Consider the following 22,281-nt stretch of genomic DNA (forward strand, 5'->3'; position numbering starts at 1 on the left):
TGTCAGCGGGCCGACGACGTCCCCACCGTCGCGGCCGCGCTCACCTCGCCGAGCACCACGGCGTCGATGAGCTGGCGCGCCCACCCGAGGACCTCCGCGCCGCGCAGCGGACGGCCGCCGATGCGCGCCGTCGTCGGGTACGGCACGAGGATCGCGCGGATCGCGGGCTTGAGCAGCGTGCCCGGGTAGAGGCGCTTGAGCCGCAGCTGCGCCGACTCGGGGAGGTCGACCGGCGCGAACCGGATGAACTTGCCCTGCGCCGTGACGTCCGTGAGCCCTGCCCGGCGGGCGTGGTTGCGGAAGTCCGCGACGTCGAACAGCGCGGACGCGACGTCCGGGAGCGCGCCGTAGCGGTCGACGAGCTCGGCCCGCACCTCGGCGAGCTCCGGCGCATCGGCCGCGGCGGCGATCTTCTTGTACGCCTCGAGCCGCAGGCGCTCGGTCGCGATGTAGGACTCCGGCAGGTGCGCGTCGACCGGGAGCTCGATCGACACCTCCGGCTGCTCCTCGGGCCCGTCGCCGCGGTAGTTCGCCACGGCCTCCCCCACCATGCGCACGTACAGGTCGAACCCGACGCCCGCGATGTGCCCGGACTGCTCCCCGCCGAGCAGGTTGCCCGCGCCGCGGATCTCGAGGTCCTTCATCGCGACCTGCATGCCCGCGCCGAGGTCGGTATGGGCCGCGATCGTGGCGAGGCGGTCGTGCGCGGTCTCGGTGAGGGGCCGCTCGGGCGGGTACAGGAAGTACGCGTATGCGCGCTCGCGCCCGCGGCCCACGCGGCCACGGAGCTGGTGGAGCTGGGACAGCCCGAGCATGTCCGCGCGCTCGAGGATGAGCGTGTTCGCGTTGGAGATGTCGAGGCCCGTCTCGATGATCGTCGTGCAGACGAGGACGTCGAGCTCCTTCTCCCAGAACGCCCGGATCACCTGGTCGAGCTGGTGCTCGTTCATCTTGCCGTGCGCGACGCCCACGCGGGCCTCGGGGACGAGCTCGCGCAGCCGCGACGCGGTGCGCTCGATCGTCTCGACCTTGTTGTGCACGTAGAACACCTGGCCCTCGCGCAGGAGCTCGCGGCGCAGCGCGGCGGCGATCTGCTTCTCCTCGTACGCACCGACGTACGTGAGGACGGGGTGCCGCTCCTCCGGCGGGGTCGCGAGCGTCGACATCTCGCGGATGCCCGTGACGGCCATCTCGAGCGTGCGCGGGATCGGGGTCGCGGACATGGCGAGCACGTCCACGTTGGTCCGCAGCTGCTTGAGCGTCTCCTTGTGCTCGACGCCGAACCGCTGCTCCTCGTCGATGATGACGAGGCCCAGGTCCTTGAACCGCACGCTGCCCGTGATGAGGCGGTGGGTGCCGATGACGACGTCCACGGTGCCCTTGGCCAGCCCGTCCACGACCTCCTCGGACTCCTTGGCGGTCTGGAAGCGCGAGAGCGCCTTGACCGTCACGGGGAAGCCCGCGTACCGCTCGGAGAACGTCTCGAGGTGCTGCTGCACGAGCAGCGTCGTCGGCACGAGCACCGCGACCTGCTTGCCGTCCTGGACGGCCTTGAACGCCGCGCGGATCGCGATCTCCGTCTTGCCGTAGCCGACGTCGCCGCACACGAGCCGGTCCATGGGGACCGTCTTCTCCATGTCGGCCTTGACCTCGTCGATCGTCGCGAGCTGGTCGGGCGTCTCGACGTACGCGAACGCGTCCTCGAGCTCGCGCTGCCACGGCGTGTCCGGGCCGAACGCGTGGCCCTGCGTCGCCATGCGGGCCGAGTACAGGCGGATGAGCTCGCCCGCGATCTCCTTGACGTGCTTGCGCGCGCGGGACTTCGTCTTGGCCCAGTCCGACCCGCCCATCTTGTTGAGGCTCGGCGCCTCGCCGCCCGTGTACTTGGTGACCTGGTCGAGCTGGTCCATGGGCACGAACAGGCGGTCGCCCGGCTGGCCGCGCTTGCTCGACGCGTACTCGATCACGAGGTACTCGCGCGTCGCGGCGTTGCCGCCCGTGCCGAGCGTGCGCTGCACGAGCTCGACGAAGCGGCCCACGCCGTGCTGCTCGTGCACGACGAAGTCGCCCGCCTTGAGCTGGAGCGGGTCGACGACGTTGCGACGCCGGCTGGGCATCTTGCGCATGTCGCGCGTGCTCGTGCCGGCGCGGCCCGTGAGGTCGGCCTCGGAGAAGACGGCGAGGCGCAGCCCCGGCGCGACGAAGCCCTTGCCGACCATCGCCGGCGTGACGAGGACGATGCCGCCCTCGGGCTCGTCGTCGAGCCGCGGCACGAGGCGCGCGGGCGTGTCCGCCGCGCCGAGCTGCTCGACCATGCGCTTGGCCGGCCCGTGGCCCTCCGTCGTGAGCACGAGCCGCCAGCCCGCGTGCTGCAGGCCGCGCACGTCGTCGAGCGCGCGCGCCACGTCGCCGCGGTAGGACTCGACGTCGCGCGCGCCGAGCGTGAAGGTCGGCACGCCGTCGGCGCTCTCGCCGACGTGGGCGGCCGTCGTGCCCGCGCCGTCGCTCGCCGCGGCGGTGCTCCCGCCGGTGTTCCCGGCGGCGCTCCCGGCGGCGTCCGGCGGGACGTCGAGGTCGGGGTTGTCGAGCGCGAACGACGACAGCGTCCACCACCCCAGGCCGCGGCGCTGCGCGACCGCGCGCACCTCGGAGAACGTCTCGAACGACGCCGCCGACAGGTCCACCGGCGCCTTGCCGCCCGCCACCGCGCCCGTCCAGGCCGCGGCGAGGAACTCCTCCGTCGTCGCCACCAGGTCGTGGGCGCGACGGCGCACGCGCTCGGCGTCGTCCACGACGAGGAGCGCGTCGTCGGGCACGAGCTCCAGCACCGGGACCATGCGGTCCACCAGCACCGGCGCGAGGGACTCCATGCCCTCGACGGCGACGCCCGCCGCGAGCCGGTCGAGCATCTCCGTCGCGCCTGGCAGGTCCTCCACGAGCGCGGCGGCGCGCGCCCGCACCGAGTCCGTGAGCAGGATCTCGCGGCACGGCGGGGCCCACAGCCCGTGCTCGGCGATCTCCAGGCTGCGCTGGTCCGCGACCGCGAACCAGCGGATCTCCGACACCTCGTCGCCCCAGAACTCCACGCGCAGCGGGTGGTCCTCCGTGGGCGGGAAGATGTCGAGGATGCCGCCGCGGACCGCGAACTCGCCGCGCCGCTCGACCATGTCCACGCGCGTGTACGCCGCCGCGACGAGCCGCTCCGCGACGTCCGTGAGGTCCGCCGTCGTGCCCGCGTGCAGCTCGACCGGCTCGAGGTCCCCCAGGCCGTCCACGACGGGCTGCAGGAGCGCCCGGACGGGCAGGACGAGCACCCGGACGGGACCGGACGGGCCGACCTCCGGGTCCGGGTGCGCGAGACGCCGGAACACCGCGATGCGCTTGGCGACCGTGTCCGCGCGCGGGCTCAGGCGCTCGTGCGGCAGGGTCTCCCAGCTCGGCAGCACCGCGACGACGTCGCCGAGCTCGTCCGGCAGGTAGGCGCGCACGCTCGCGGCCAGCTCGTCGGCGTCGCGACCCGTCGCGGTGACCACGACGAGCGGGCGCGAGCCGGGGGCCCACGCCTGGCCGGCCCGGGCGTCGGCCGCCAGGGCCTCGGCGTCCGGCACCGGCCCCGTCGCGCGCGCCCCGGCCATCGCCGCGAGGAGCGGCGGGCGGACCCCGGCCGGGCCGACGACGTCGGCCTCGCCGCGTGCGCGCACGTGCTCGACCGCGGCCGCCGCGGCCTGGTCGGCGAGCAGCGCGGGCAGGATGCCGGTGAGGTTCATGGGGGTCCTTCGAGGAGAGGGCACGACAACGGTCCCGACCGGGGCGGGCGATCGGGTCCGGCGTCCACACTACGCGCGTGGACCCACATCGTTCCGCGCGTGGGCCTGCGTCAGGCCCCCGCCACCGGGGCCTCCTCCGAGCGGCCGGCCGCCGCGGCCCGCCGTCGGGCACGCAGGTCCCGGGCGACCCAGATCGAGTTCGGCACCACCTGGAAGACGAAGATCGCGACCGCCGACCCGACGACCGGCCCGGCCGCGCCCAGCGGCTCGATGAGCACCCACGAGAGCGCCACGTTGCTCACGGTCATGAGCAGGACGGGGACGACCTGGAACCGCAGGCCGCGCTCGTCGGTCATGTACATGCCCGGCGGGTAGTTGAGCGCCTGGACCGCCACGAGCGCGCAGTAGCCGAGGACGAGCGCGAGGGGCACGGTGATCTTGCCGTCGGCCACGACGTCCTGGAGGAACGGCAGGCACAGCGCGAGCACCGCGGACAGCAGCACGCCCCCGCCGAGGAACGCGAGCGAGATCCGGAAGGGGCTCATCACCTCGTCGCGCGCCCGCGCCTGCGCGAAGTAGGGCCACATGCTGACCCCCGCCGCGATGATCGCCTGCATGACGAGCCCGAAGAGCTGGGTCGCGAACGTGTACTGCGCGAGCGCCTGCGTCGTGGACAGGTGGGACAGGAGCAGCCGGTCGCTCTGCATCGCCACGGGCATCGCGACGGACTGCACGAGCATCGGCACCGCGACCGCCGCCACCGGGACCCCGGGCACCGCCCGGCGCCGCGGGACGTCGCGGAACGCCCGGCCGACCTGGGGCGCGAGCAGGCGCGCCGCGACGCTCACCGTGATGGCCGACGCGAGCCCCGCCGCGACGTAGGAGACGAGCGCGACGTAGTCGCCGCCCTGCCCCTTGCCCACGAGGACGAGCACGACGACGCCGACGAAGAAGAGCGGCGACACGATGCCCTGGAGGAACGTCTGGAGCACGTTCTGCTTGAGCCCGATGAGGACCCGGATGCCGATCCCGAGCGGGAGCGAGAGCCCGAACACGACGAGGCACAGGGTCGCGACGACGTCGCCGCCCGCGACGAGGCCGTCGCCGAGCAGGAGGGGCCACCACCCGAGGAGCTGGATCGCCACGCACACGGCGGCGATCGTCAGGCCCGACACGGTGAGGACGCGCAGCGCCGTCGTCAGCGTCCGGTGCACGCGCTCCGACTCGCGCGGGGACGACGCCTCCGCGATGGCGTTGATGACGACCGCGCCGATGCCCAGGTCGGCGAACGGCAGAAGGTTGCGCAGCCCGTTGAGCAGCCCGTACTGGGCGTACGACGCGACGCCGAAGTGCTCGATGATCAGGCGGCTGGTGACGATCCCGAGCAGGCCCGCCAGGCCCATCACGGCGACCTTGGCGCCGGCCGTCCCGGTCACCGAACGCCAGAGGCCCACTCGTCCTCCTCGTGCTCCCGGTGCGTCGCCCGCAGGCCCGAGCGCCGGACCGCTGCCCGGAATTCACGATCTTAGGACCTTCTCCACGAGATCCGACCGCCGCGGGAGGGTGAATCCCGCCCGACCTGCGGCGACCGTCCGGTGCGCCCGACTACGGTGGACGGCAGGGCCCGTCGCCGACGGTGCCGACCGGCCGCGGAGGGCGAGAGATGACGCTGCGCGAGTACGTGACCGCGGTGCTGCGCCACTGGATCGTGGTCGCCGTGTGCGCCGTCCTGGGGGCGGTCGCCGGGTTCGGCTACGCCCGCTCGGAACCGAAGGTCTACCAGTCGTCGGCGTCCGTGATGGTCGTGCCCGAGCAGGGCGAGAACGCCGCGGAGCTGGTGCAGGGCTCGAACTACGTGCAGAACCTCGTCGCGTCGTACGCGGTGCTCGCGCAGTCGCCGTACGTGCTCGAGCCCGTGATCGAGGACCTGGGGCTCGACACCACGCCCGCCCGTCTGGCCCGCAGCGTCAGCGTGAACACTCCGCTCAACACGGTCGTCATCGAGATCGCGGTGAGCGACACCTCGCCCGACCGCGCGCGCGAGATCGCCGACGGCATCAGCGACCAGCTCGCGCTGGCCGTCCCCGAGCTGTCGCCGCAGCTGGCCGACCGCTCGTCGGCCGTGCGGATCACGACGATCGCCCCCGCCCGCCAGCCGGTGAACCCCATCGCGCCCAACACGCGCCTGCTCATGATGGTCGGCCTCGCCGCCGGGCTCGCCGTCGGCGTGACGTACGCCGTCCTGCGCGAGCTGCTCGCGCGCCGCGTCGTCAGCTCGTCGTCGATCCAGTCGATGCTCGGCGTGCCGTTCCTCGGCGAGGTCGTCAAGGTCCCGTCGCGCACGTCGCTGCCCGCGGTCGTCGCCGCCGGGCCGGGGAGCCGCCCGTCCGAGAGCGTGCGCACGCTCGTCGCCAACGTCCGCTTCGCCGACGTCGACCACGGCCGCCGCGTGCTCATGGTCTCGTCCGGCGACGCGGGCGAGGGCAAGAGCTCGATCGCGATCAGCCTCGCGCTCTCGCTCGCCGAGGACGGGAGCAGCGTGCTCCTCGTCGACGCCGACCTGCGGCGGCCCTCGATCGCGCGCGTCACCGGGCTCGAGGGGTCGGTCGGCCTGACGAACCTGCTCGTCGGCGACGTGGCCCAGGAGGACATCGTGCTCCCCTGGACGCGCCCCAACCTCTTCGTGCTGCCGAGCGGCGTCCTGCCCGCGAACCCCGGCGTGCTGCTGTCCTCCGAGCGGCTCGTCGCCGTGATCGGCGACCTGCGCACGCACTACGACTACGTCGTGATCGACACCGCGCCGATCCTCCCGCTGAGCGACCCGCTCTGGCTCTCGCGCGCGGTGGACGGCGTGCTCGTCGTCGCCCGTGCGCGCAAGACCCGCATCTCGCGGCTGCGCCAGACGGTCGACAAGTTCGAGCGGGGCGAGGCCGACGTCATCGGCATCGTGCTCAACGACGTCAAGCCGCGCGGCCGCAGCGCCTACTACGTCAACGACTCCCGGGTCGGCGTCCCCGGCGCGTTCACGCGCGAGCCCGGGTCCCCGGACGTCCGGGCCGCTGCGGCGACCGGGGAGGCTGCGGCGACCGGGGACGCCTCGTCGGCCGGCGACGCGTCGCCGGCCGGGGGCGCCGCGGAGACGCGCGCCGTCGAGGACGCGGACCGCCGCACGCGGCCATGACGGCGCGAGCCGAGCCCGGCGCCGGAGCAGACGCCGGGGCCGGGGCAGAGGCCGGGACCGGGACCGTCCCCGCGGCGGCACCGCTGCCCGGGGTGTCCGACGTCGCCACGCGGATCGCGGCCGGCGCGGCCGCGCTCGCGTGCGGCGCCTGGATCTCGATCGTCGCGGGGATCACCCCGGCGATCGTCGTCGGGCTCGTGCTGCTCCCCGTGTGGCTCCCCGTCGTGCGCCGGTCCCGCCCCGGCCGGTGGTTCGTGGGGCTCGGCGTCCTCGCGCTGCTCAGCGGCGTCCTGCTCACCGAGCTCTCCGCACCGGACCGCGTGCTGTCCTCGCTGGCCCTGCGCGACGGCCTCATCACCCTCTCCGCGCTCGTCCTCGGCGCCGGCGTGCTCCTGTGGTGCCGCGCCGTCCTCGAGACGTCGACCGTCGCCGTCCTCTTCGGGGTCGGCGCGCTCGCCGCGGCCGTGCTCCGGACGGGGGGCGCCGACAACCCGTGGAAGTACACGTTCGGCATGCCCGTGACCGTGCTCGTGCTCGCGCTGTGCCTCAGCACGCGGTCGCGCGGGCTCCAGGTCGTCGCGGCCCTCGCGCTCGCCGGGGTCTCCGCCGTCAACGACTCGCGGTCGGCCGCGACCACGATGCTCATGGTCGCGCTCCTCGTCGCCTGGCAGGCGATGCGCACGGGCCTGCGCGTGCGGTCCGGCGGGGTGCGCGTCGCGACGCAGCTCGGCGTGCTCGCGCTCGTCGTCTTCCTCGGGATGCAGACCCTCGTGCTCGACGGCTACCTCGGCGCGGACGCGCAGCAGCGCACCGAGATGCAGATCCAGACGTCGGGCTCCGTCTTCACGGGCGGGCGGCCCGAGATGGGCGCCGCGACCGCGCTCGTGGCGGCCCGGCCCTGGGGGTACGGCGCGGGCGCCGTGCCCAACCTCGAGGACCTGCTCACCGCCAAGACCGGGATGGCGCGGCTCAACTACGACCCGAACAACGGCTACGTGGAGAAGTACCTCTTCGGGTCCGGCTTCGAGGTGCACTCCGTGCTCGGCGACCAGTGGATCCGGTTCGGGCTCGCGGGCATGCTGTTCGCCGTCGTGTGCGTCGTCGTCGTCTGGCGCGGCACGCTGGCCGACCTCGGCCGCAACGCGGCGTCCGCGCTCCTGCTCTACCTCGCGCTGTCGTGCGCGTGGGACCTGCTCTTCAGCCCGTTCTACTCGGTGTCCGCCACCGTCCTCATGCTCGGCGTGGCGATCGCGACCCCGTACACGCTGCCCGACCGCGGCAGCACCGCGATCGCCTCCCCCTAGGCGCGCCGGTGCCCCCGGGTCGAGGACCCGGGGGCACCGGCGGACGTGCGGGACGCGGGCCTACGGCTCGCGCACCACCTTGACGTCGTCGAACGACACGCGCGTCGTCGGGTTGGTGGACGCCGAGCTCACCGCCACCTTGATGCTCACCGTGCCGGGCGCCTGGAGCGCCGCCGTGGTGTCGGTCGCCTCGAGGTGCCACGCCTGCGCCGGGCCGGCCGTCGTGGGCCACACCTTGGCGGAGAGCGTCGTCGGGGACGTCCCGACCGCCGAGAGCGACACCGTGTACCGCGCACCGGGTGCGTACGTCACGGGGAGCAGCTGGTTCCCGAGGAGCGTCTCGTCCCGGAGCAGGTAGAGCCGCATGAGCCCGTTGGGCTCGAGCCGGACGCGCGCGGAGTACGTGCTCGTCCCGACCTGCCGCCCGATGAGCGTGACCGACGTCGTCCCGCCCACCGACGCGACGTCCGCCCAGAACGTCGTCTCGGTGCGGGCCCGCGACTCCGAGACTCCCGCCAGGCGCGCCTCGCGCGTCCAGGAGGGTGACAGCGCCAGCGTGCCGGCCGAGTCCGCGACCGAGAAGGCGGCGGCCCCGCCGAGCGCGGACCACGCCGCGCCCGACGTCGTCGTGCCCCAGCCGGAGGTCACCGCGCGGTCGAACGTGTCGCGCACGACGACGTTCTCGGCCGGCGCGGTCGCCACGACGTCGTGCGACACGGAGGACGTGCCCCCGCGGTCGTCCGTCACCGTGAGCGTGACCGTGTAGGTCCCGGCCTGCGCGTAGGTGTGCGAGGCCGTGGCGCCCTCCGCCGTCGCGTCGTCGCCGAAGCTCCACGCGTACGACGCGATCGTGCCGTCCGGGTCGCTCGACGACGAGCCGTCCACCGCGACGGTGAGGTCCGTCGTGGAGGCCGTGAACGCCGCCTGCGGCTCCACGTTCGGCGCGAGCACCTGCACCGAGGTCGTCGCCGTGGCCGTCGCCCCGCGGTCGTCGGTCACGTCGAGCGTGATCGTGTACGTCCCCGGCGCGTCGTAGGTGTGGGTCGCCGTCGCCCCGGTGCCGGTCGCGCCGTCACCGAAGTCCCACGCGTACCCGGTCAGCGTGCCGTCCGGGTCGCTCGAGCCCGACCCGTCGACCGACACCGTGAGGCCGTCGGCCTGTGCCGTCACGACCGCCTGCGGCGGGACGTTCGGCGTGGTGCCGGAGCCCAGCTGGTAGTGCTGCTTCACCTGGGCCGGCGTGAGCGCGACCGGGTAGACGGCCGCCTCGTCGAGGTAACCCTTCCAGTAGGTGTCGCCCTCCCAGCCGTTGTCGCCGCCGAGCCGCCAGTAGCCGGTGGTGTTCTCCGGCACGGCCTTGTCGTTCGACCCGACCAGCTCGCCGTCGAGGTAGAGCCGCATGCCCTCGCTCGACTGCGTCGCCACGACGTGGTGCCAGGCGTTGTCCCGGTACGAGCCCGTGGTGCTGAGCACCTGCTGCGCGCCGTCGTACGCGCCGAACTTCACCTTGCCGTCCGCCGACATGTACACGTGGCGGTCGTAGTTCGAGCTCGTGCCCGTCCGGCTGCTGCCGAACCCGATGAGCTTCCCGCCGGTCGTGGTGTCGGTCTTGAACCAGGTCTCGACCGAGTACACCGTCGGGTTGGCGTAGCTGCGCTGGCTCGCGACCAGCCCGCCGTTCCAGGTGCCGAAGATGTTCTTCGTCGGCTGGAAGCGCACCGCCTTGTCCGTGACGCCCGTGAGCGCGCCGGTCTGCGACTTCGTCACGGGGCCGGAGTACGAACCGTCGGACGCGTCGGGGCCGGAGTCCTTCGCGACCGAGCCCGAGGACTCGCCGAGCCGCCAGTACAGCGTCGGCTCGAGCGAGTAGACCGCCTGGCCGTACGCGTCCTGCGGCGCGGTGGCCCCGGCCGCGGGACGGCCGCTCGCCGTCCAGTGGTCGGAGACCTCGCCGCGGGTGAGCGCACGGTCGTACACGGCGACGTCGGAGATGGTGCCGTTGAAGAAGTTCGAGCTCCCGCTGTTCGGCCAGCCCGACTGGCTGTCCCCACCGACGCGCCAGTAGCCCGAGTAGGACTGCGCCGACGTCGTGTCGCTGCGCTGACCCGCCTTGACGCCGTCGACCCAGAAGGTCATGCCGGAGCCGTCGAGCGTACCGACCACGTGGTGCCACGCGCCGTCGTTGTACGAGCCGGCGGTCGTGATCTCACGGACCATCCCCGGGTGGACGCCGAACGTCAGGCGCCCCGAGTTGTTCATGTAGATGTGCCGGTCGTAGCTCGACGACGTGCCGGTCTTGGCGTTGCCGAAGCCGACGATCTTGCCGCCCGACGTCGAGGTCGTGCGGAACCAGGCCTCGACGGAGAACCGCTGCGGTCCCGTGGTCGCGGTCGGGGTGCTCCCGGAGACGCCGTTGGCGCCCGAGAAGCGCGTCGCCTTCGCCGTCGGCGGGACGTCCTTGCCGTCGACGCCGCGGGTCGTGCCGCTCGTGAGCGCGAGGTCGGACAGCGAGGCCCAGTCGGTCGCGCTGCTCCCGCTCGCCTCGTTCATCGGCCAGTAGCTCACCGGCGAGTCGCCGAGCACCGAGTCGTTGTAGGCCGTGCTCGACCCCTGCGCCGCGATCGTGACCGGCGTCCAGTTCGACACCGTGGAGTTGCCGTCGCCGTCGATCACCTTGACGCGGTACTCGACCGTGCTGCCCGGCGCGAGGCCGGAGTCGGTGTAGCCCATGGTCGGGCGCACCCAGTACGTGGACGACGCCTTCTGCGTGGAGATCGGGGCGGTCGTGCCGCGGCGGTACAGCTCGTAGGTCAGCTCGGCGTTGTCCTGGTCGATGTTCGCCGGCCAGGAGACGCGGGCGCTCCCGCTGACGAGGGACCGCGTCGAGATGACGTACTGCCCGCCCTGGATCGTCGGGCCGATCTTCGTCGGGGCGACGTCGCGCCGCGCGAACCGGACCAGGCCCTGCTGCCGGGCCCCGGCGACGCGCGTGAACTCGCCGCCGTACACGACGTACTTGTCGTTGGCCGTGATGTCCCACCCGGCCTGCGAGATCCCGGACGCGCTGCCCGTGCTCCACGTCGGGTACCAGTGCAGCAGCTTGCCCGCCGTCTGGCCCGTGAAGCTGCGGTAGCCCCAGATGTCCGGGGTGATCTTGCGGTCCGAGGGCTCCTTGGCGAAGGCCAGCGAGTGGTTCACCGTCCAGGGGTCCGTCTGCGGGAACTCGCCGATGTTGCCGCAGTAGTGCGCGTGCGTCGCGACGTAGACGGAGTCGCCGGCCGGGTACACGGAGTACGTGTCCCCGTGGCAGTCCTCCATCCAGACGATCGACCCGTCGGACCAGCTCGCACGGAACGAGCCCTCGAAGTCGTCCTCCGTCTTGCTGCCGCCGAAGTCGTAGCCCGAGCCGTAGACGCTGTCGCCGTCGGACGCGAGCGAGTAGATCGCGGCGTTGTCGCCGCCGTTGCGGATCACGGAGTTGACGGCCCACGGGAGCACGGTGCCCGTCGTCGCGTCGAGGGCCGCCATGCCCCGGCCCGGGTTCGTCGACCCGTTGGTGCTCGTGAACGAGCCCGCGACGACCACCTTGGCGCCGTCGGGCGAGATCTCGATCGCGCGGCCGCCGTACCCGCCGGCGAGCTCCGGCGCGAAGCCGAGCAGCGCACCCGTGGACGCGTCCAGGGCGGCGATGCGGGCGCGCGCGGTGTTGTTGACGTTGGAGAACTCGCCGGTGATGTAGACCGTGGAGTTCGTCGCCTTGATGTCGTAGACCGTGGAGTTGGTGCCCGGGTTCCAGCTCGAGACGAGCGCGCCGGTCGCGGTGTCGAACGCCGCGAGGCGGTACCGCGTCTGGCCGGCGATCTCGGTGAACGCGCCCGCGACGTACAGCCGCTTGCCGTCCGGCGACGACGAGATCGCGAGGACGCGGCCGTTCGTGCCCGGGTTCCAGGACCCGTCGAGCACGCCGGTCTCGACGTCGTACCGCAGGATGTTCGCGCGCGGGGTCTCGCCCGTCCCGGCCGCCGCACCCGCGGGGCGTGCCGAGGTGAACTGGCCGCCGGCGTACGCGCGGCCGCCGACGATGGTCTGCGCCCAGACGATCCCGTCGATCTGGGTCGTGGGCAGGGGGTCGGCGGTGACCGGCACGGTCGCGTCGGCCGGGGTGGCCGCAGCGGCCACCGGCGCGTCCGGCGCGACGGCGGCGGGGGCCGCGGCGGGCGCCGCGGTCTCGACCGCGCCGGCCGACGGGGCGACCAGCGCCGTCGCCACGAGGGCGGCGACGGTCAGCCCGGCGACCCGGCCGACGACGCGTCGTCGTCCCGGCGGCGCGCCCCGAAGAGAGCCCTGGACGACCGTCCGACTCACGTCATTGTTTTTCATGGGTCACTCTCTTCGTCGCGGACCCGCAGAAATGCCGGTCCATCAGCCGGACGTTGTGACTGTAGCGCCGGAGAACCGGCCGCAGAACGGCGCGAGCGGGCGAAATTTACCGCCCCTCCCGCGCGGGTCAGGACAGATCGCCGCGAAACACCACGGTCGACGTGCCCGGCGCGTACTCCACCGCGACGGTGACGTCGTCGCGGTCGGCGTCGGGGATGGAGAACAGGACGACACCCGTCCCGCTCTCGCCCGGGGCGAGCTCGCCCTCGAAGGGCCGGCCGCCGGGCTGCACGAGGCGCCCGGCCGGCACGCGGTCCTCGCCCGTGTAGGCGTTGACCACGGCGTAGGAGAGGTCCAGCGGGGCGTCGGTCCCGTTGGTGACCTCGACGGTGAGGCGGACGGCCGGACCCGAGGTCTCGCCCGCGGCCACGGCCTCGCCCTCGACGTGCTCGACCTGCGCGAGCCGCACGGCGACGCCGTCGGGCGCCTGGACCGTCTGGTCCGGCGCGGCCGGCTCGAACTCGGGGGCCACGGGCACGACGGCGGGGTCCGCCCCGTCGGTCTCGCCCGTCCCGCCGGCCGCGTCGCCGCCCGCCGCGGCGGCGCCGTCCCCGTCGCCTGCGTCGCCCGCGTCGTCCGCGGTCGCGTCCGCCGAGGCGTCGCCGCTCGCCTCCGGGGAGGCGACCGGTGCGGGCGTGACCGTCCCGCCCGGGGACGCGTCGCCGTCGGACCGCCACGGCTGCAGCACGACCAGGGTGACGGCGACCGCGAGCGCGACCGCTGCCCCGATCACCGCGACGACGCGGCGGGAGGGCCGCCGTGCCGGGGTGGCGCCACCCTCGGGGGCGCCGTCGTTCTCCGCGTTCATCGTCCGCCTCCGGTCGTGCTCCGTGCCGGCTCGCGCCGGTCCGCCGTCGCGGCGCCCTGCCGGGCCGCCCGACGGCCGTCGCGCAGCCCGCGCCAGGCCGCCCGCAGCGGGACGACCGGCCGCAGGAACTGGCGACGGCCGCCGCGCCGCAGGACCGCGCGGGCGTTGCCCGGCGCGCTGCGCCGCCAGCGCCGCACGGACACCTCGTCGAGGTGCTGCGCGGCGAACAGCATCCGGTTGCGGATGTTGTAGTAGTAGTACGTCTCCGACTTGGCCTCCGGCCGCTGCCGGCCGTCGCGGTGGGTCCCGCCCTCGTCGTGGACCGCGACGGCGTCCTCGACGACGGCGACCCGGCCGCCCGCGCGCTGCAGCCGGTAGGACAGGTCGACGTCCTCCCAGTAGAGGAAGTAGGCGTCGTCGAACCCGCCCGTGCGCTCCCAGACCTCCCGGGTGACGAGCAGGCACGCCCCGCTGAGCCACTCCACGCGCGCGGCGCCGGGGTGCTCGTCGCGGCGCGACGGCGCGCGGAACGTCCCGTCGTCGAGGTAGACGTCGAGGCCCCCGAACCAGCGGCGCCCCGCGGGCGTGAGGACGACCGGGGAGACGAGGAGCAGGCGGTCGTCGTCGACGGCCGCCCGCAGCGTCCGGACGTCGGCCGCGGCGATCGTCGCGTCGGGGTTGAGCAGGAGCACCTCGTCCGCGCCGGCGTCGAACGCCGCGCGCATCCCCAGGTTGGCGCCGCCGCCGAAGCCCAGGTTCTCCGCCGGGGCGAGCAGGTCCCAGCCGCGCTCGTCCGCCAGGCGCGAGACCCGCTCGCGCTCCGCCGTCGTCGAACGGTTGTCGACGACGAGCACGCGTGCCTCCCCGACCGCGCCGCGCGCGCCGAGGTTGCGCTCCAGGAGGGCGGCGGAGCCGTAGCTCACGACCACGATCGCGAGGTCGCCGGAGGCGTCCGAGACGTCGTCCACGGTCGTCACCTCCAGGTCCTGGCACGTCGGCCGTCGCGGCGATCCTAAGCCCGCCGCGCGGCCGTGACGCCGGAATTCACCCGGGCGAGATACAACCTCACCCGCTGTTCACCCGGCCCCGCCTGGATACGATTCTCGGCACGGTCGGGGGCGGGCAGACAATCCGTCGCCGCCGCTTCCCAGAAGCTCCCCCCGTCTCTTTCGCGAGGTGCCCATGTCCGAGTTCGGCGCGGCGATGACGCGACTGCACGACGCGCAGAAGTCCTCGAGCGGCGCGGCCGCGTACTCGCGCTTCGTCAACCGCCCGCTCGGCCGCCCGCTGGCCGCCGGCGCGTACGTGCTCGGCCTCACGCCCGACGCCGTGACGCTCGTCAGCGCGGCGACCACGCTCGCCGGGATCGCGACGATCGCGCTCGCCGAGCCGACGCTCGCGTCGTCGCTCGCGGCCGTCGTGCTCCTCGTCCTCGGGTACGCCCTGGACTCCGCGGACGGCCAGCTCGCGCGGCTCTCGCGGTCGGGCAGCGCGGCGGGCGAGTGGCTCGACCACTTCTTCGACGCGTTCAAGACCGTGGCGCTGCACCTCGCCGTGCTCGTCTGCTGGTTCCGGTACTACGACGTCGACGCGGGCTGGCTCGTCGTGCCGCTCGCGTTCTGCGTCGTGAGCAGCACGTTCTTCTTCGGGATCGTCGCGGTGGACCTGGTGCGCCGCGCGAAGGGCTCGCCGGGCGGGGCCGCGCACGGGACCGGGGGCCGGCTCCGCGAGCACCCGCTCTACACGCTCGCGGTGCTCCCTACCGACTACGGCTTCCTGTGCCTCTCGTTCGCGCTGCTGTGGCTCCCCTCCGCGTTCCTCGTCGTGTACACCGCGCTCGCCGTCGTGAACGCGCTCGTCCTCCCCGTCGCGGCCGTGCGGTGGTACCGGTCGCTCCAGGCCCTGGAACGCGGCGCGACGGCCACGGCAGGAGTCCCCTCGTGACGCGCATGCGGGTGATGCAGTCGTTCCGCGCGCCGCGGCCGACGACGAACCCGTACATCACCCAGCTCGACGCCGCCCTCGCGGCGGAGCCGTCCGTGGAGCACCTGCGCTTCGACTGGCGCACGGCGATCGTGGGCCGCTACGACGTCTTCCACTGGCACTGGCCCGAGGGCAAGCTCGAGGGCACCACGTGGTGGAAGGCCGCCGCGAAGCACGTGCTCGTCGCCGCGATCCTCGTGCGGCACCGCCTGAGCCGCGTGGTCGTCGTGCGGACGGTCCACAACGTCGAGCTGCCCGACGTCCCGCGCGTCTCGCGCTGGCTGCTGGTCCGCGTCGACCGCTCGACGGACCACCGCATCGTCCTCAACGAGACGACCGAGCTGCCCCCGGAGCAGCCGCGCACCACGATCCTCCACGGCCACTACCGCGACTGGTTCGCCCGGTACGCCCGGGACGAGCAGGTCCCGGGGCGCGCGGGCTACTTCGGCGGCGTGCGGCGCTACAAGAGCGTGGGCGACCTCGTGCGCGCCTACCGCGAGGCGCGCGCCCTGCGCGACGACCTGAGCCTGGAGATCGGCGGGCGCCCGTCGTCGGCCGAGCTCGAGTCCTCGCTGCGCGCGGAGACCGCGGACCTGCCCGGCGTCGAGCTGACCCTGCGCTTCCTCCAGGACGACGAGCTCGTCGCCCTCGCCTCGCGCTCGCAGCTCGTGGTGCTGGCGTACCGGTTCATGCACAACTCCGGGAGCGTGCTCGCCGCGCTGTCGCTCGACCGCCCGGTCCTCGTGCCGCGCAACGCGGTGAACGAGGCCCTCGCGAAGGAGGTGGGCGACGCGTGGGTGCTCATGTTCGACGACCGGCTCACGGGCGAGCGCCTCGTCGGGGCGCTCGCCGAGGCGGCCGCGATCCCGGACGGCGCGCGGCCGGACCTGTCGCGCCGCGAGTGGACGGACGCGGGGGCGGCGCACGCCCGCGCCTACCGCTCCGCCCTGGCGGGCCGGCGGTCGCGCCGACGCCCCGGGCAGGAGGGGGCCGCGTGATCGCCGAGGCGGCGTTCCGCGCCAAGGCGGCCGTCGTGGGCCGGGACAGCACGGCCCAGCTCGACGCGTTCGTGCGGCACGACGCCCTCCCGGGGCCGGCGCTCGAGCAGCTCTCGCGCGAGCGCGCCCTGCGGCACGCCCGGTTCGCGTCCGAGCACAGCCCGTTCTACCGGGACCTCTACCGCGACGCCGGGATCACGGCCGCCGACCTCCACGACGACGCGGTGCTCGACGCGCTCCCCCTCGTCGACAAGACCGCGCTGCGCGAGCACTTCGACACGATCCGCACCGACGAGGCGACGGACCGCACGTCGGCGACGTCGCGCACGGGCGGCAGCACGGGTCTCCCGCTGCACGTGCTGCGCGACCTGCGCTTCCCGGCGCGCGCGCTCGAGTGGCGCCTGTTCCGGTGGTGGGGCGTCGAGCCGTGGGAGGACCGCGGCATCATCACCCGGCACATGCTGGAGGGGCTCGCGCGCGTCCGCCACGACCTGCAGTGGCTCCCGAGCCGCCGCGTGCAGCTCGACGCGTTCCGCATCACGGACGAGACGGTCACCGAGTTCGCGCGCCGCTGGAACCGGCTCCGGCCGCCCTTCCTGCTCGGCTACGGCGGGGGCGTGCTCGAGCTGGTCCGCCGCACCGGGCGGCTGGGCATCGAGCTCGCGCCGCCGCGTGCGGTCGCGGTCACGGCCGCGCCGCTCGCCCCGGGCGTCCGTGCGGAGATCGCGACGGCGCTCCGGGCCCCCGTCTACGACCACTACCGCAGCGCCGAGGTGCCGTGGATCGCCGGCGAGTGCGCCGAGCAGTCGGGGATGCACGTGTTCTGGGACGTGCGCCGCGTCGAGATCCTCGACGACGACGACCGCCCGGTCCCCGACGGGCAGGAGGGCAACGTCGTCGTCACCGACCTGACGAACCGCGTGTTCCCCGTGGTGCGGTACCGCCTCGGCGACGTGAGCAGCATCCACCGCGAGACGTGCGCGTGCGGGCGGTCCCTGCCCCGGCTCGGCGCCGTCTCGGGGCGGGCGTCCGACGCCGTCCGGCTCCCGGACGGGACGACCATCGCCGGCGCGCTGGGCCACATCTTCGACCACGCGCCGCTCTCGGTGCGCCAGTTCGAGATCGTGCAGGGCCGTGACTACGCGGTGACGCTGCGCTGCATCCCGGCGAGCAACGAGCGCGCCGACATCGAGCGGGCCCTCGCGACGCTGCGCCGCGCGACGCGCGGGCTCGTGCCGGTGACGCTCGAGCTCGTCGACCACATCCCGCAGGTGGGCGGGAAGATGAGGTTCATCCGCAGTGACGCCCCCTCCTGAGCTCCGGCTGGTCGTCGCGGTCCCGACGTTCCGGCGCCCCGCGACGCTCGCCGGGCTCCTCGCGCGGCTGCCCGAGCGGGTGGCCGAGGTGGAGGGTGCCCGGGTCGAGGTGCTCGTCCTGGACAACGACCCCGCCGGGTCGGCGCGGCAGGTCGTGCGGGACGCCCCGCTGCCCGTGCGCTACGTCGTCGAGCCGCGCCCGGGCATCGCCGCCGTGCGCGACCGCGCGCTCGACGAGACGGCCGACGCCGACCTGCTCGCGTTCCTCGACGACGACGAGCGCCCGCGCGAGCGGTGGCTCGCCGCCCTCGTGGGCACGTGGCGCGACACGGGCCGGCCGGCCGCCGTCATGGGCCGCGTGATCTCCGTGTTCGCGCACGAGCCCGACCCGTGGCTGCTCGCGACGGGCGTGTTCCGCCGTCGTCCGCGCCCGACGGGGCTCGAGATCCCCGTCGCGGCGAGCGGCAACCTCCTGCTGGACCTGCGGCAGGTGCGGTCGCTCGGGACCCGGTTCGACGTCACGCTCGGCCTCGCCGGGGGCGAGGACACGCTCTTCTCCCGCGCGCTCGTCGCCGCGGGCGGCCGGATCGTGTGGTGCAACGAGTCCGAGGCCGAGGACCTCGTCCCGGCCGAGCGCATGACCCGGGCGTGGGCCATGCGGCGCGCGTTCAACGGCGGAAACGGCGCCGTGCAGGTCGAGCTCCGCCTCGCCCGGGGCCCCGTGCGTCGGGCGCTCGTGCGGGCGCGCGCCCTCGTCGGGGGCGCGGGGCGCACCGTCGCGGGCGCGGCGCGGCACGTCTGGGGCCGCTGGACGGGCGACGTGGAGAGCGACGCGCGCGGCCTGCGCACGAGCCACCGGGGCCGGGGCATGGTCGCCGGCGCGTTCGGGCACCTGCACCGGCAGTACGCCCGCGACGCCGTGGCGGCTCAGGGTGCGAGCCCCGCCTCCTCGGCGACCGGCTCGAACGACGAGACCGCGGCGGGGATCTCCGCCTGAGCGAGGAGCGCGCGCGTGAGCAGCACGTACCGCGCGACGTAGTCCTCCTGGCGCAGGCCCCGCGCCCGGACGTCGGCGGCGCTCGTCGCCTCCCCCGGGCCCAGCGCGTGCCGCACCGCGTCGGCGAGCGCGGCGGCGTCGTGCGGGGCGACGAGCAGGGCTCGCGTCCCGGCGACGTAGTCGCGCACCCCGCCCGCGTCGGTCACGACGAGCGCGCGGCCCGCCGCCATCGCCTCGACGCACGCCGTCGCCCCGGACGCGTGCCGGTTCTCGCGCAGCGGCACGACGACGACCCGGCAGCCCTCGTAGAGCCGTGCGAGCTCGGCGCGGCCCGCCGCGGGCGCGACGTCGACCCGGCCCGGGACCGCGACCCGGGCCGCCGCCGCCGACCGCGACGCGATGCGCGCGGTCACCCCGGGCAGCAGGTCGAGCGCGGCGCGCAGCACGGCCCAGTCCCGGTCGCGGTCGTTGCCCACGGCCAGCACCTCGGGCGCGGACGCGGGGCTCCCGGCCGCGCGCCCCTCCCCGGTCGCGGGCGCCGTCCCGAACGGGACGAGGACGACCCGCCGACCGGGGACGCGGTCCAGCGCCACGCGTCGGTTGACGTCGCTGTGCACCGCCTCGACCGCGTGCCCGCGCAGCACGGCCGCGAAGAGGCGGCGGCGGGCGCGGCCGAGGTCGTCCCACCGGTCCCAGAGCCAGACGGACTCCGCGAGGACGGCGGGCCGGCGGCGTCGCGGCAGGGTCGTGCGCACGAGGCCGACCGCGAGGTGCTCGCGCTCGGTGTGCGTCCACACGACGTCCGCGCTCCCCAGGAGCGCGCGGTTGCGCCACGCGTGCACGACGTCGGTCCCGATCCGCGCCGCGAGCGCGCGCCGGACGCGGGCCACGACCGGTCGCTCGCGGTGGGACACGCTCCAGGCGAGGTCGAACGCCCCCGCGGCGAGGTCGTAGCCGTAGGGCGTGCGGTCCAGGGTCTCCCCCGCCGCGTACCGCGCGCGCCAGGCCACCGGGTCCTGCTCGTGCGCGAGGTGCACGACGACGCGCGGCCGGGCCGCCGCCCGGGCGGCGGGGCGCTCGGTCCCCTGGGCAGCCGCGGGCCGCGTCACGGGACGAGCCCGCGCAGCCGTTCCACCACGCGGTCCCACTCGTACCGGGCGAGCAGCCGCTCGCGGGCCACGGGGTCCGGGGTCGTCCCCCAGGCGGCGTCCAGCGCGGCCGCGACGTCGCGCGACGGCGCGTCGAGCGGGACGAAGCGCGCGAGGCCGTCGGCGAGCTCACGGAAGACCGGGGTGTCGGCGAGCACGAGCGGCGAGCCGAAGTGCGTCGCCTCGAGCACGGGCAGCCCGAAGCCCTCGTCGCGCGACAGGAACGCCGTGACGGCGGCGCGGGAGTAGAGCCACGCGAGCTCGGCGTCGTCGATCGCGCCGAGCAGCCGCACCGCGCCGCTCGCGAGGAGCGCGTCCGTGCCGGGCGGGAGGTCCGGGGCGACGCCGGAGTGCTCGGCCCCCCCGACGACGAGGAGGGGCGCCGCAGGCCCCAGCCGCCCGGACAGCGGGACGGCGCGCAGCACGGCCTCGAGGTTCTTGCGGACGTTGAGGCGCCCGACGCACAGCGCGAACGGGACCCCCGGGTCGACGCCCGCGGGCGGGCGCGGGACGGCGTCGGTCAGGGCGCGCGGCACGCCGAGCCCCACGGGCGTGACCGGCCGGCCGGAGCGCCCCTCGATGCGCTCCGCCTCCGTGCGCGACGAGGTCGCGACCGCGTCCGCCGCGCGCAGGAGCGGGATCATCGGCGCGAAGTACGCGCGCTCGGTCCGCGAGAACCACTCGGGGTGGTCGCGGAACATCACGTCGTGGACGAACGTCACCGCCGGCACCCGCCCGAGCGGCGTGTAGTTGTGGGCGACGACGACGTCGGCGTGGACCGTGCGCGCGAGCCGCCCGAGCTCGACCGTGTTCGACAGCGCGTGCGGGTACAGGCGCGTCCCGATCGTCCGCGCGCCAGGCGGCAGGTCCGACGGCGCGGCGACCTCCCCGCCGCGGACGGCGAGCACGAGCTCGTCCTGCGGGAACCGCTCGTGCCAGTGGTGGATGAGCGCGCGCTGGACGGACCGGTTGGAGAACGGCCCGCGGTCCCACCAGTAGGCGTCGAACAGGACCCGGCGGGGCGGGTCACCGAGGGCCGGGTCGCCGAGGGCCGGGTCACCGGCGGCCGGGTCACCGGCCACTGCGGCGGGGCGGGGCGCGTCCTGCCGGTCCGCGGCGCCGGCGCGGCGCCGCGCCGTCCGCCACGGCCCGGGCGTCTGCCGGGCCGCGAGATCGTGCGCGAGCCGCTCGTACCCGTCGGCGACGTCGTCCCACGAGTAGTCCTCGGCGCGCTTGCGGTTCGCATGGCCGCGCTCGACCGTCCCGACGTCGTCGCGCTCGGCGTCCTCCAGGATCCCGTGGAGGTCGTGCGCACCGCGGAAGTAGAGGCCGGGGTCGCGCACCACCTCGCGGTTGAAGTCGACGTCGAACGCGACGACGGGCGCCCCGGCGCCGATGGCGCGCAGGAGCGACGGGTTGGTCCCCCCGACGGAGTGCCCGTGGACGTAGGTGAACGCGGACGCGTAGAGGTCGTCGAGGAGCTCCTGGTCCCACACCGCGCCGAGCAGGCGGACCCGCTCGTCCCCCTGCGCGAGCCGGTCGATGCGGTCGGTGTACTCCGCGGAGTACGGCGCGGAGCCGACGACCACGAGCGGCTTCGTCGCGGCGGACCGCACGTAGCCCTCGACGATCTCCTGCACGTGGTTCTCGGGCTCGAACCGCGCGACGACGAGGTGGTACCCCCCGGGCGCCAGGCCGAGCTCGGCGACGCGCGCGCCACGGTCGTCGTCGAGCAGCGGGGCGCCGTACGCGATGAGCGACGACGGCACGCCGTACTCGCGCGTGTAGTAGTCCTGGATGCCCCGGGCGTCGGCGATGATCGCGTCGGAGCACCGGACCGCCGTCGTCTCGGCCGCGCGGTAGTAGCGGCGGCCCGCGGGGCCCCACTTCGCACGCCGCCACTCGAGCCCGTCCACGTGGGTCGCGACCGGGATGCGCGCCGCGCGCAGCAGCGGCAGGAAGGGGGCGTTGGCCGCGTTGAAGACGAAGGCCGCGTCCGTGCGGTGCGCGACGAGGTGGGCGACCGACACGGCCGTGTGGCTCAGCGTCTCGAGCGAGCGGCTGCGGAGCGCGCCCGCGGTGACGACCTCCATGCCGAGGTGCTCGCGGACGACGTCCTCCGTGTTCCCCGTGCGCGTGTAGACGCGCACGCGGTGCCCGCGCGCCGCGAGGCGCGAGCCGACCTCCTCGACCGCCGTCTCGAAGCCGCCGTACCGTGCCGGGACGCCGCGCGTGCCCACCATCGCGATGCTCAGCGTCGCCGCCACCGTCACTCCCGCCCTGCCGCCCTGTGCCTTCCTGCGAGGCTAGTGGCGCGCGGGGCCCGCGCGGCCCGGTTC

Annotated in this window: 13 protein-coding genes and 1 pseudogene; 6 read left to right on the forward strand and 8 right to left on the reverse strand. The window is 74.8% G+C overall.

Annotation, left to right across the window (positions count from 1 at the left end):
* Nucleotides 1–2: 2 nt before the first annotated feature.
* Nucleotides 3–3,767, reverse strand: a complete 3,765-nt coding sequence (gene mfd, locus AC3WT4_RS11765; protein ID WP_492315508.1) for a transcription-repair coupling factor — start codon at nucleotides 3,765–3,767, stop codon at nucleotides 3–5.
* Between the two features lie 110 nt (nucleotides 3,768–3,877).
* Complete coding sequence (locus tag AC3WT4_RS11770) at nucleotides 3,878–5,221, reverse strand: lipopolysaccharide biosynthesis protein (protein WP_492315509.1); 1,344 nt, start codon at nucleotides 5,219–5,221, stop codon at nucleotides 3,878–3,880.
* A gap of 209 nt (nucleotides 5,222–5,430) precedes the next feature.
* Between AC3WT4_RS11770 and AC3WT4_RS11775 the strand changes: the two genes are divergently transcribed.
* The gene (locus tag AC3WT4_RS11775; protein ID WP_108049107.1) at nucleotides 5,431–6,948 is read left to right on the forward strand and encodes a tyrosine-protein kinase domain-containing protein; all 1,518 of its coding nucleotides are present in this window, start codon (nucleotides 5,431–5,433) and stop codon (nucleotides 6,946–6,948) included.
* Nucleotides 6,945–8,252 carry a hypothetical protein gene (locus AC3WT4_RS11780; protein WP_492315510.1) on the forward strand — a complete coding sequence of 436 codons (1,308 nt, stop codon included), beginning with the start codon at nucleotides 6,945–6,947 and terminating at the stop codon, nucleotides 8,250–8,252. Before AC3WT4_RS11775 ends, AC3WT4_RS11780 begins: the two co-directional genes overlap by 4 nt.
* 60 nt (nucleotides 8,253–8,312) lie before the next feature.
* Here AC3WT4_RS11780 and AC3WT4_RS11785 read toward each other — a convergent pair whose 3' ends face one another.
* The 3 genes from AC3WT4_RS11785 to AC3WT4_RS11795 form a co-directional block, all read right to left on the reverse strand.
* Nucleotides 8,313–12,632 carry a LamG-like jellyroll fold domain-containing protein gene (locus AC3WT4_RS11785; RefSeq protein WP_492315511.1) on the reverse strand — a complete coding sequence of 1,440 codons (4,320 nt, stop codon included), beginning with the start codon at nucleotides 12,630–12,632 and terminating at the stop codon, nucleotides 8,313–8,315.
* Between the two features lie 127 nt (nucleotides 12,633–12,759).
* Nucleotides 12,760–13,500, reverse strand: a complete 741-nt coding sequence (locus AC3WT4_RS11790; RefSeq protein WP_492315512.1) for a hypothetical protein — start codon at nucleotides 13,498–13,500, stop codon at nucleotides 12,760–12,762.
* Entirely contained in the window at nucleotides 13,497–14,477 is a 981-nt protein-coding gene (locus AC3WT4_RS11795; protein ID WP_400113355.1) for a glycosyltransferase, read from the reverse strand. Before AC3WT4_RS11795 ends, AC3WT4_RS11790 begins: the two co-directional genes overlap by 4 nt.
* A 205-nt stretch (nucleotides 14,478–14,682) precedes the next feature.
* Here AC3WT4_RS11795 and AC3WT4_RS11800 point away from each other — a divergent pair, with 205 nt between their 5' ends.
* The 4 genes from AC3WT4_RS11800 to AC3WT4_RS11815 are packed head-to-tail and all read left to right on the forward strand — an operon-like array spanning nucleotide 14,683 to nucleotide 18,794.
* Entirely contained in the window at nucleotides 14,683–15,444 is a 762-nt protein-coding gene (locus tag AC3WT4_RS11800; RefSeq protein ID WP_108051178.1) for a CDP-alcohol phosphatidyltransferase family protein, read from the forward strand.
* A 5-nt stretch (nucleotides 15,445–15,449) separates the two neighbouring features.
* Nucleotides 15,450–16,481, forward strand: coding sequence for a glycosyltransferase family protein (locus AC3WT4_RS11805; protein ID WP_492315551.1), 1,032 nt, complete (start codon nucleotides 15,450–15,452; stop codon nucleotides 16,479–16,481).
* The gene (locus AC3WT4_RS11810) at nucleotides 16,478–17,797 is read left to right on the forward strand and encodes a phenylacetate--CoA ligase family protein (protein ID WP_492315513.1); all 1,320 of its coding nucleotides are present in this window, start codon (nucleotides 16,478–16,480) and stop codon (nucleotides 17,795–17,797) included. The genes AC3WT4_RS11805 and AC3WT4_RS11810 overlap by 4 nt, the downstream gene beginning before the upstream one ends.
* On the forward strand, nucleotides 17,781–18,794 hold the full coding sequence (locus AC3WT4_RS11815; protein WP_108051174.1) for a glycosyltransferase family 2 protein: 1,014 nt from the start codon (nucleotides 17,781–17,783) through the stop codon (nucleotides 18,792–18,794). The genes AC3WT4_RS11810 and AC3WT4_RS11815 overlap by 17 nt, the downstream gene beginning before the upstream one ends.
* Here AC3WT4_RS11815 and AC3WT4_RS11820 read toward each other — a convergent pair.
* The 3 genes and pseudogenes from AC3WT4_RS11820 to AC3WT4_RS11830 form a co-directional block, all read right to left on the reverse strand.
* Entirely contained in the window at nucleotides 18,725–19,903 is a 1,179-nt protein-coding gene (locus AC3WT4_RS11820) for a glycosyltransferase (protein WP_108051172.1), read from the reverse strand. The two genes, AC3WT4_RS11815 and AC3WT4_RS11820, sit on opposite strands and share 70 nt — an antisense overlap.
* On the reverse strand, nucleotides 19,900–21,024 hold the full coding sequence (locus AC3WT4_RS11825; RefSeq protein ID WP_492315552.1) for a glycosyltransferase: 1,125 nt from the start codon (nucleotides 21,022–21,024) through the stop codon (nucleotides 19,900–19,902). Before AC3WT4_RS11825 ends, AC3WT4_RS11820 begins: the two co-directional genes overlap by 4 nt.
* A 39-nt stretch (nucleotides 21,025–21,063) precedes the next feature.
* Nucleotides 21,064–22,185 (reverse strand): annotated as a pseudogene (locus tag AC3WT4_RS11830) (DUF1972 domain-containing protein); the annotation flags it as partial.
* Between the last annotated feature and the right edge of the window lie 96 nt (nucleotides 22,186–22,281).

It is taken from the genome of Cellulosimicrobium sp. EB106-03-01-XG111 (genome assembly GCF_058792115.1).

Excerpts from the sequence above, each read along its gene's own strand:
- mfd (WP_492315508.1), bottom strand. The coding sequence starts at position 3,767 with ATGAACCTCACCGGCATCCTGCCCGCGCTGCTCGCCGACCAGGCCGCG.
- AC3WT4_RS11775 (WP_108049107.1), top strand. The coding sequence starts at position 5,431 with ATGACGCTGCGCGAGTACGTGACCGCGGTGCTGCGCCACTGGATCGTG.
- AC3WT4_RS11780 (WP_492315510.1), top strand. The coding sequence starts at position 6,945 with ATGACGGCGCGAGCCGAGCCCGGCGCCGGAGCAGACGCCGGGGCCGGG.
- AC3WT4_RS11785 (WP_492315511.1), bottom strand. The coding sequence starts at position 12,632 with ATGAAAAACAATGACGTGAGTCGGACGGTCGTCCAGGGCTCTCTTCGG.
- AC3WT4_RS11790 (WP_492315512.1), bottom strand. The coding sequence starts at position 13,500 with ATGAACGCGGAGAACGACGGCGCCCCCGAGGGTGGCGCCACCCCGGCA.
- AC3WT4_RS11800 (WP_108051178.1), top strand. The coding sequence starts at position 14,683 with ATGTCCGAGTTCGGCGCGGCGATGACGCGACTGCACGACGCGCAGAAG.
- AC3WT4_RS11805 (WP_492315551.1), top strand. The coding sequence starts at position 15,450 with ATGCGGGTGATGCAGTCGTTCCGCGCGCCGCGGCCGACGACGAACCCG.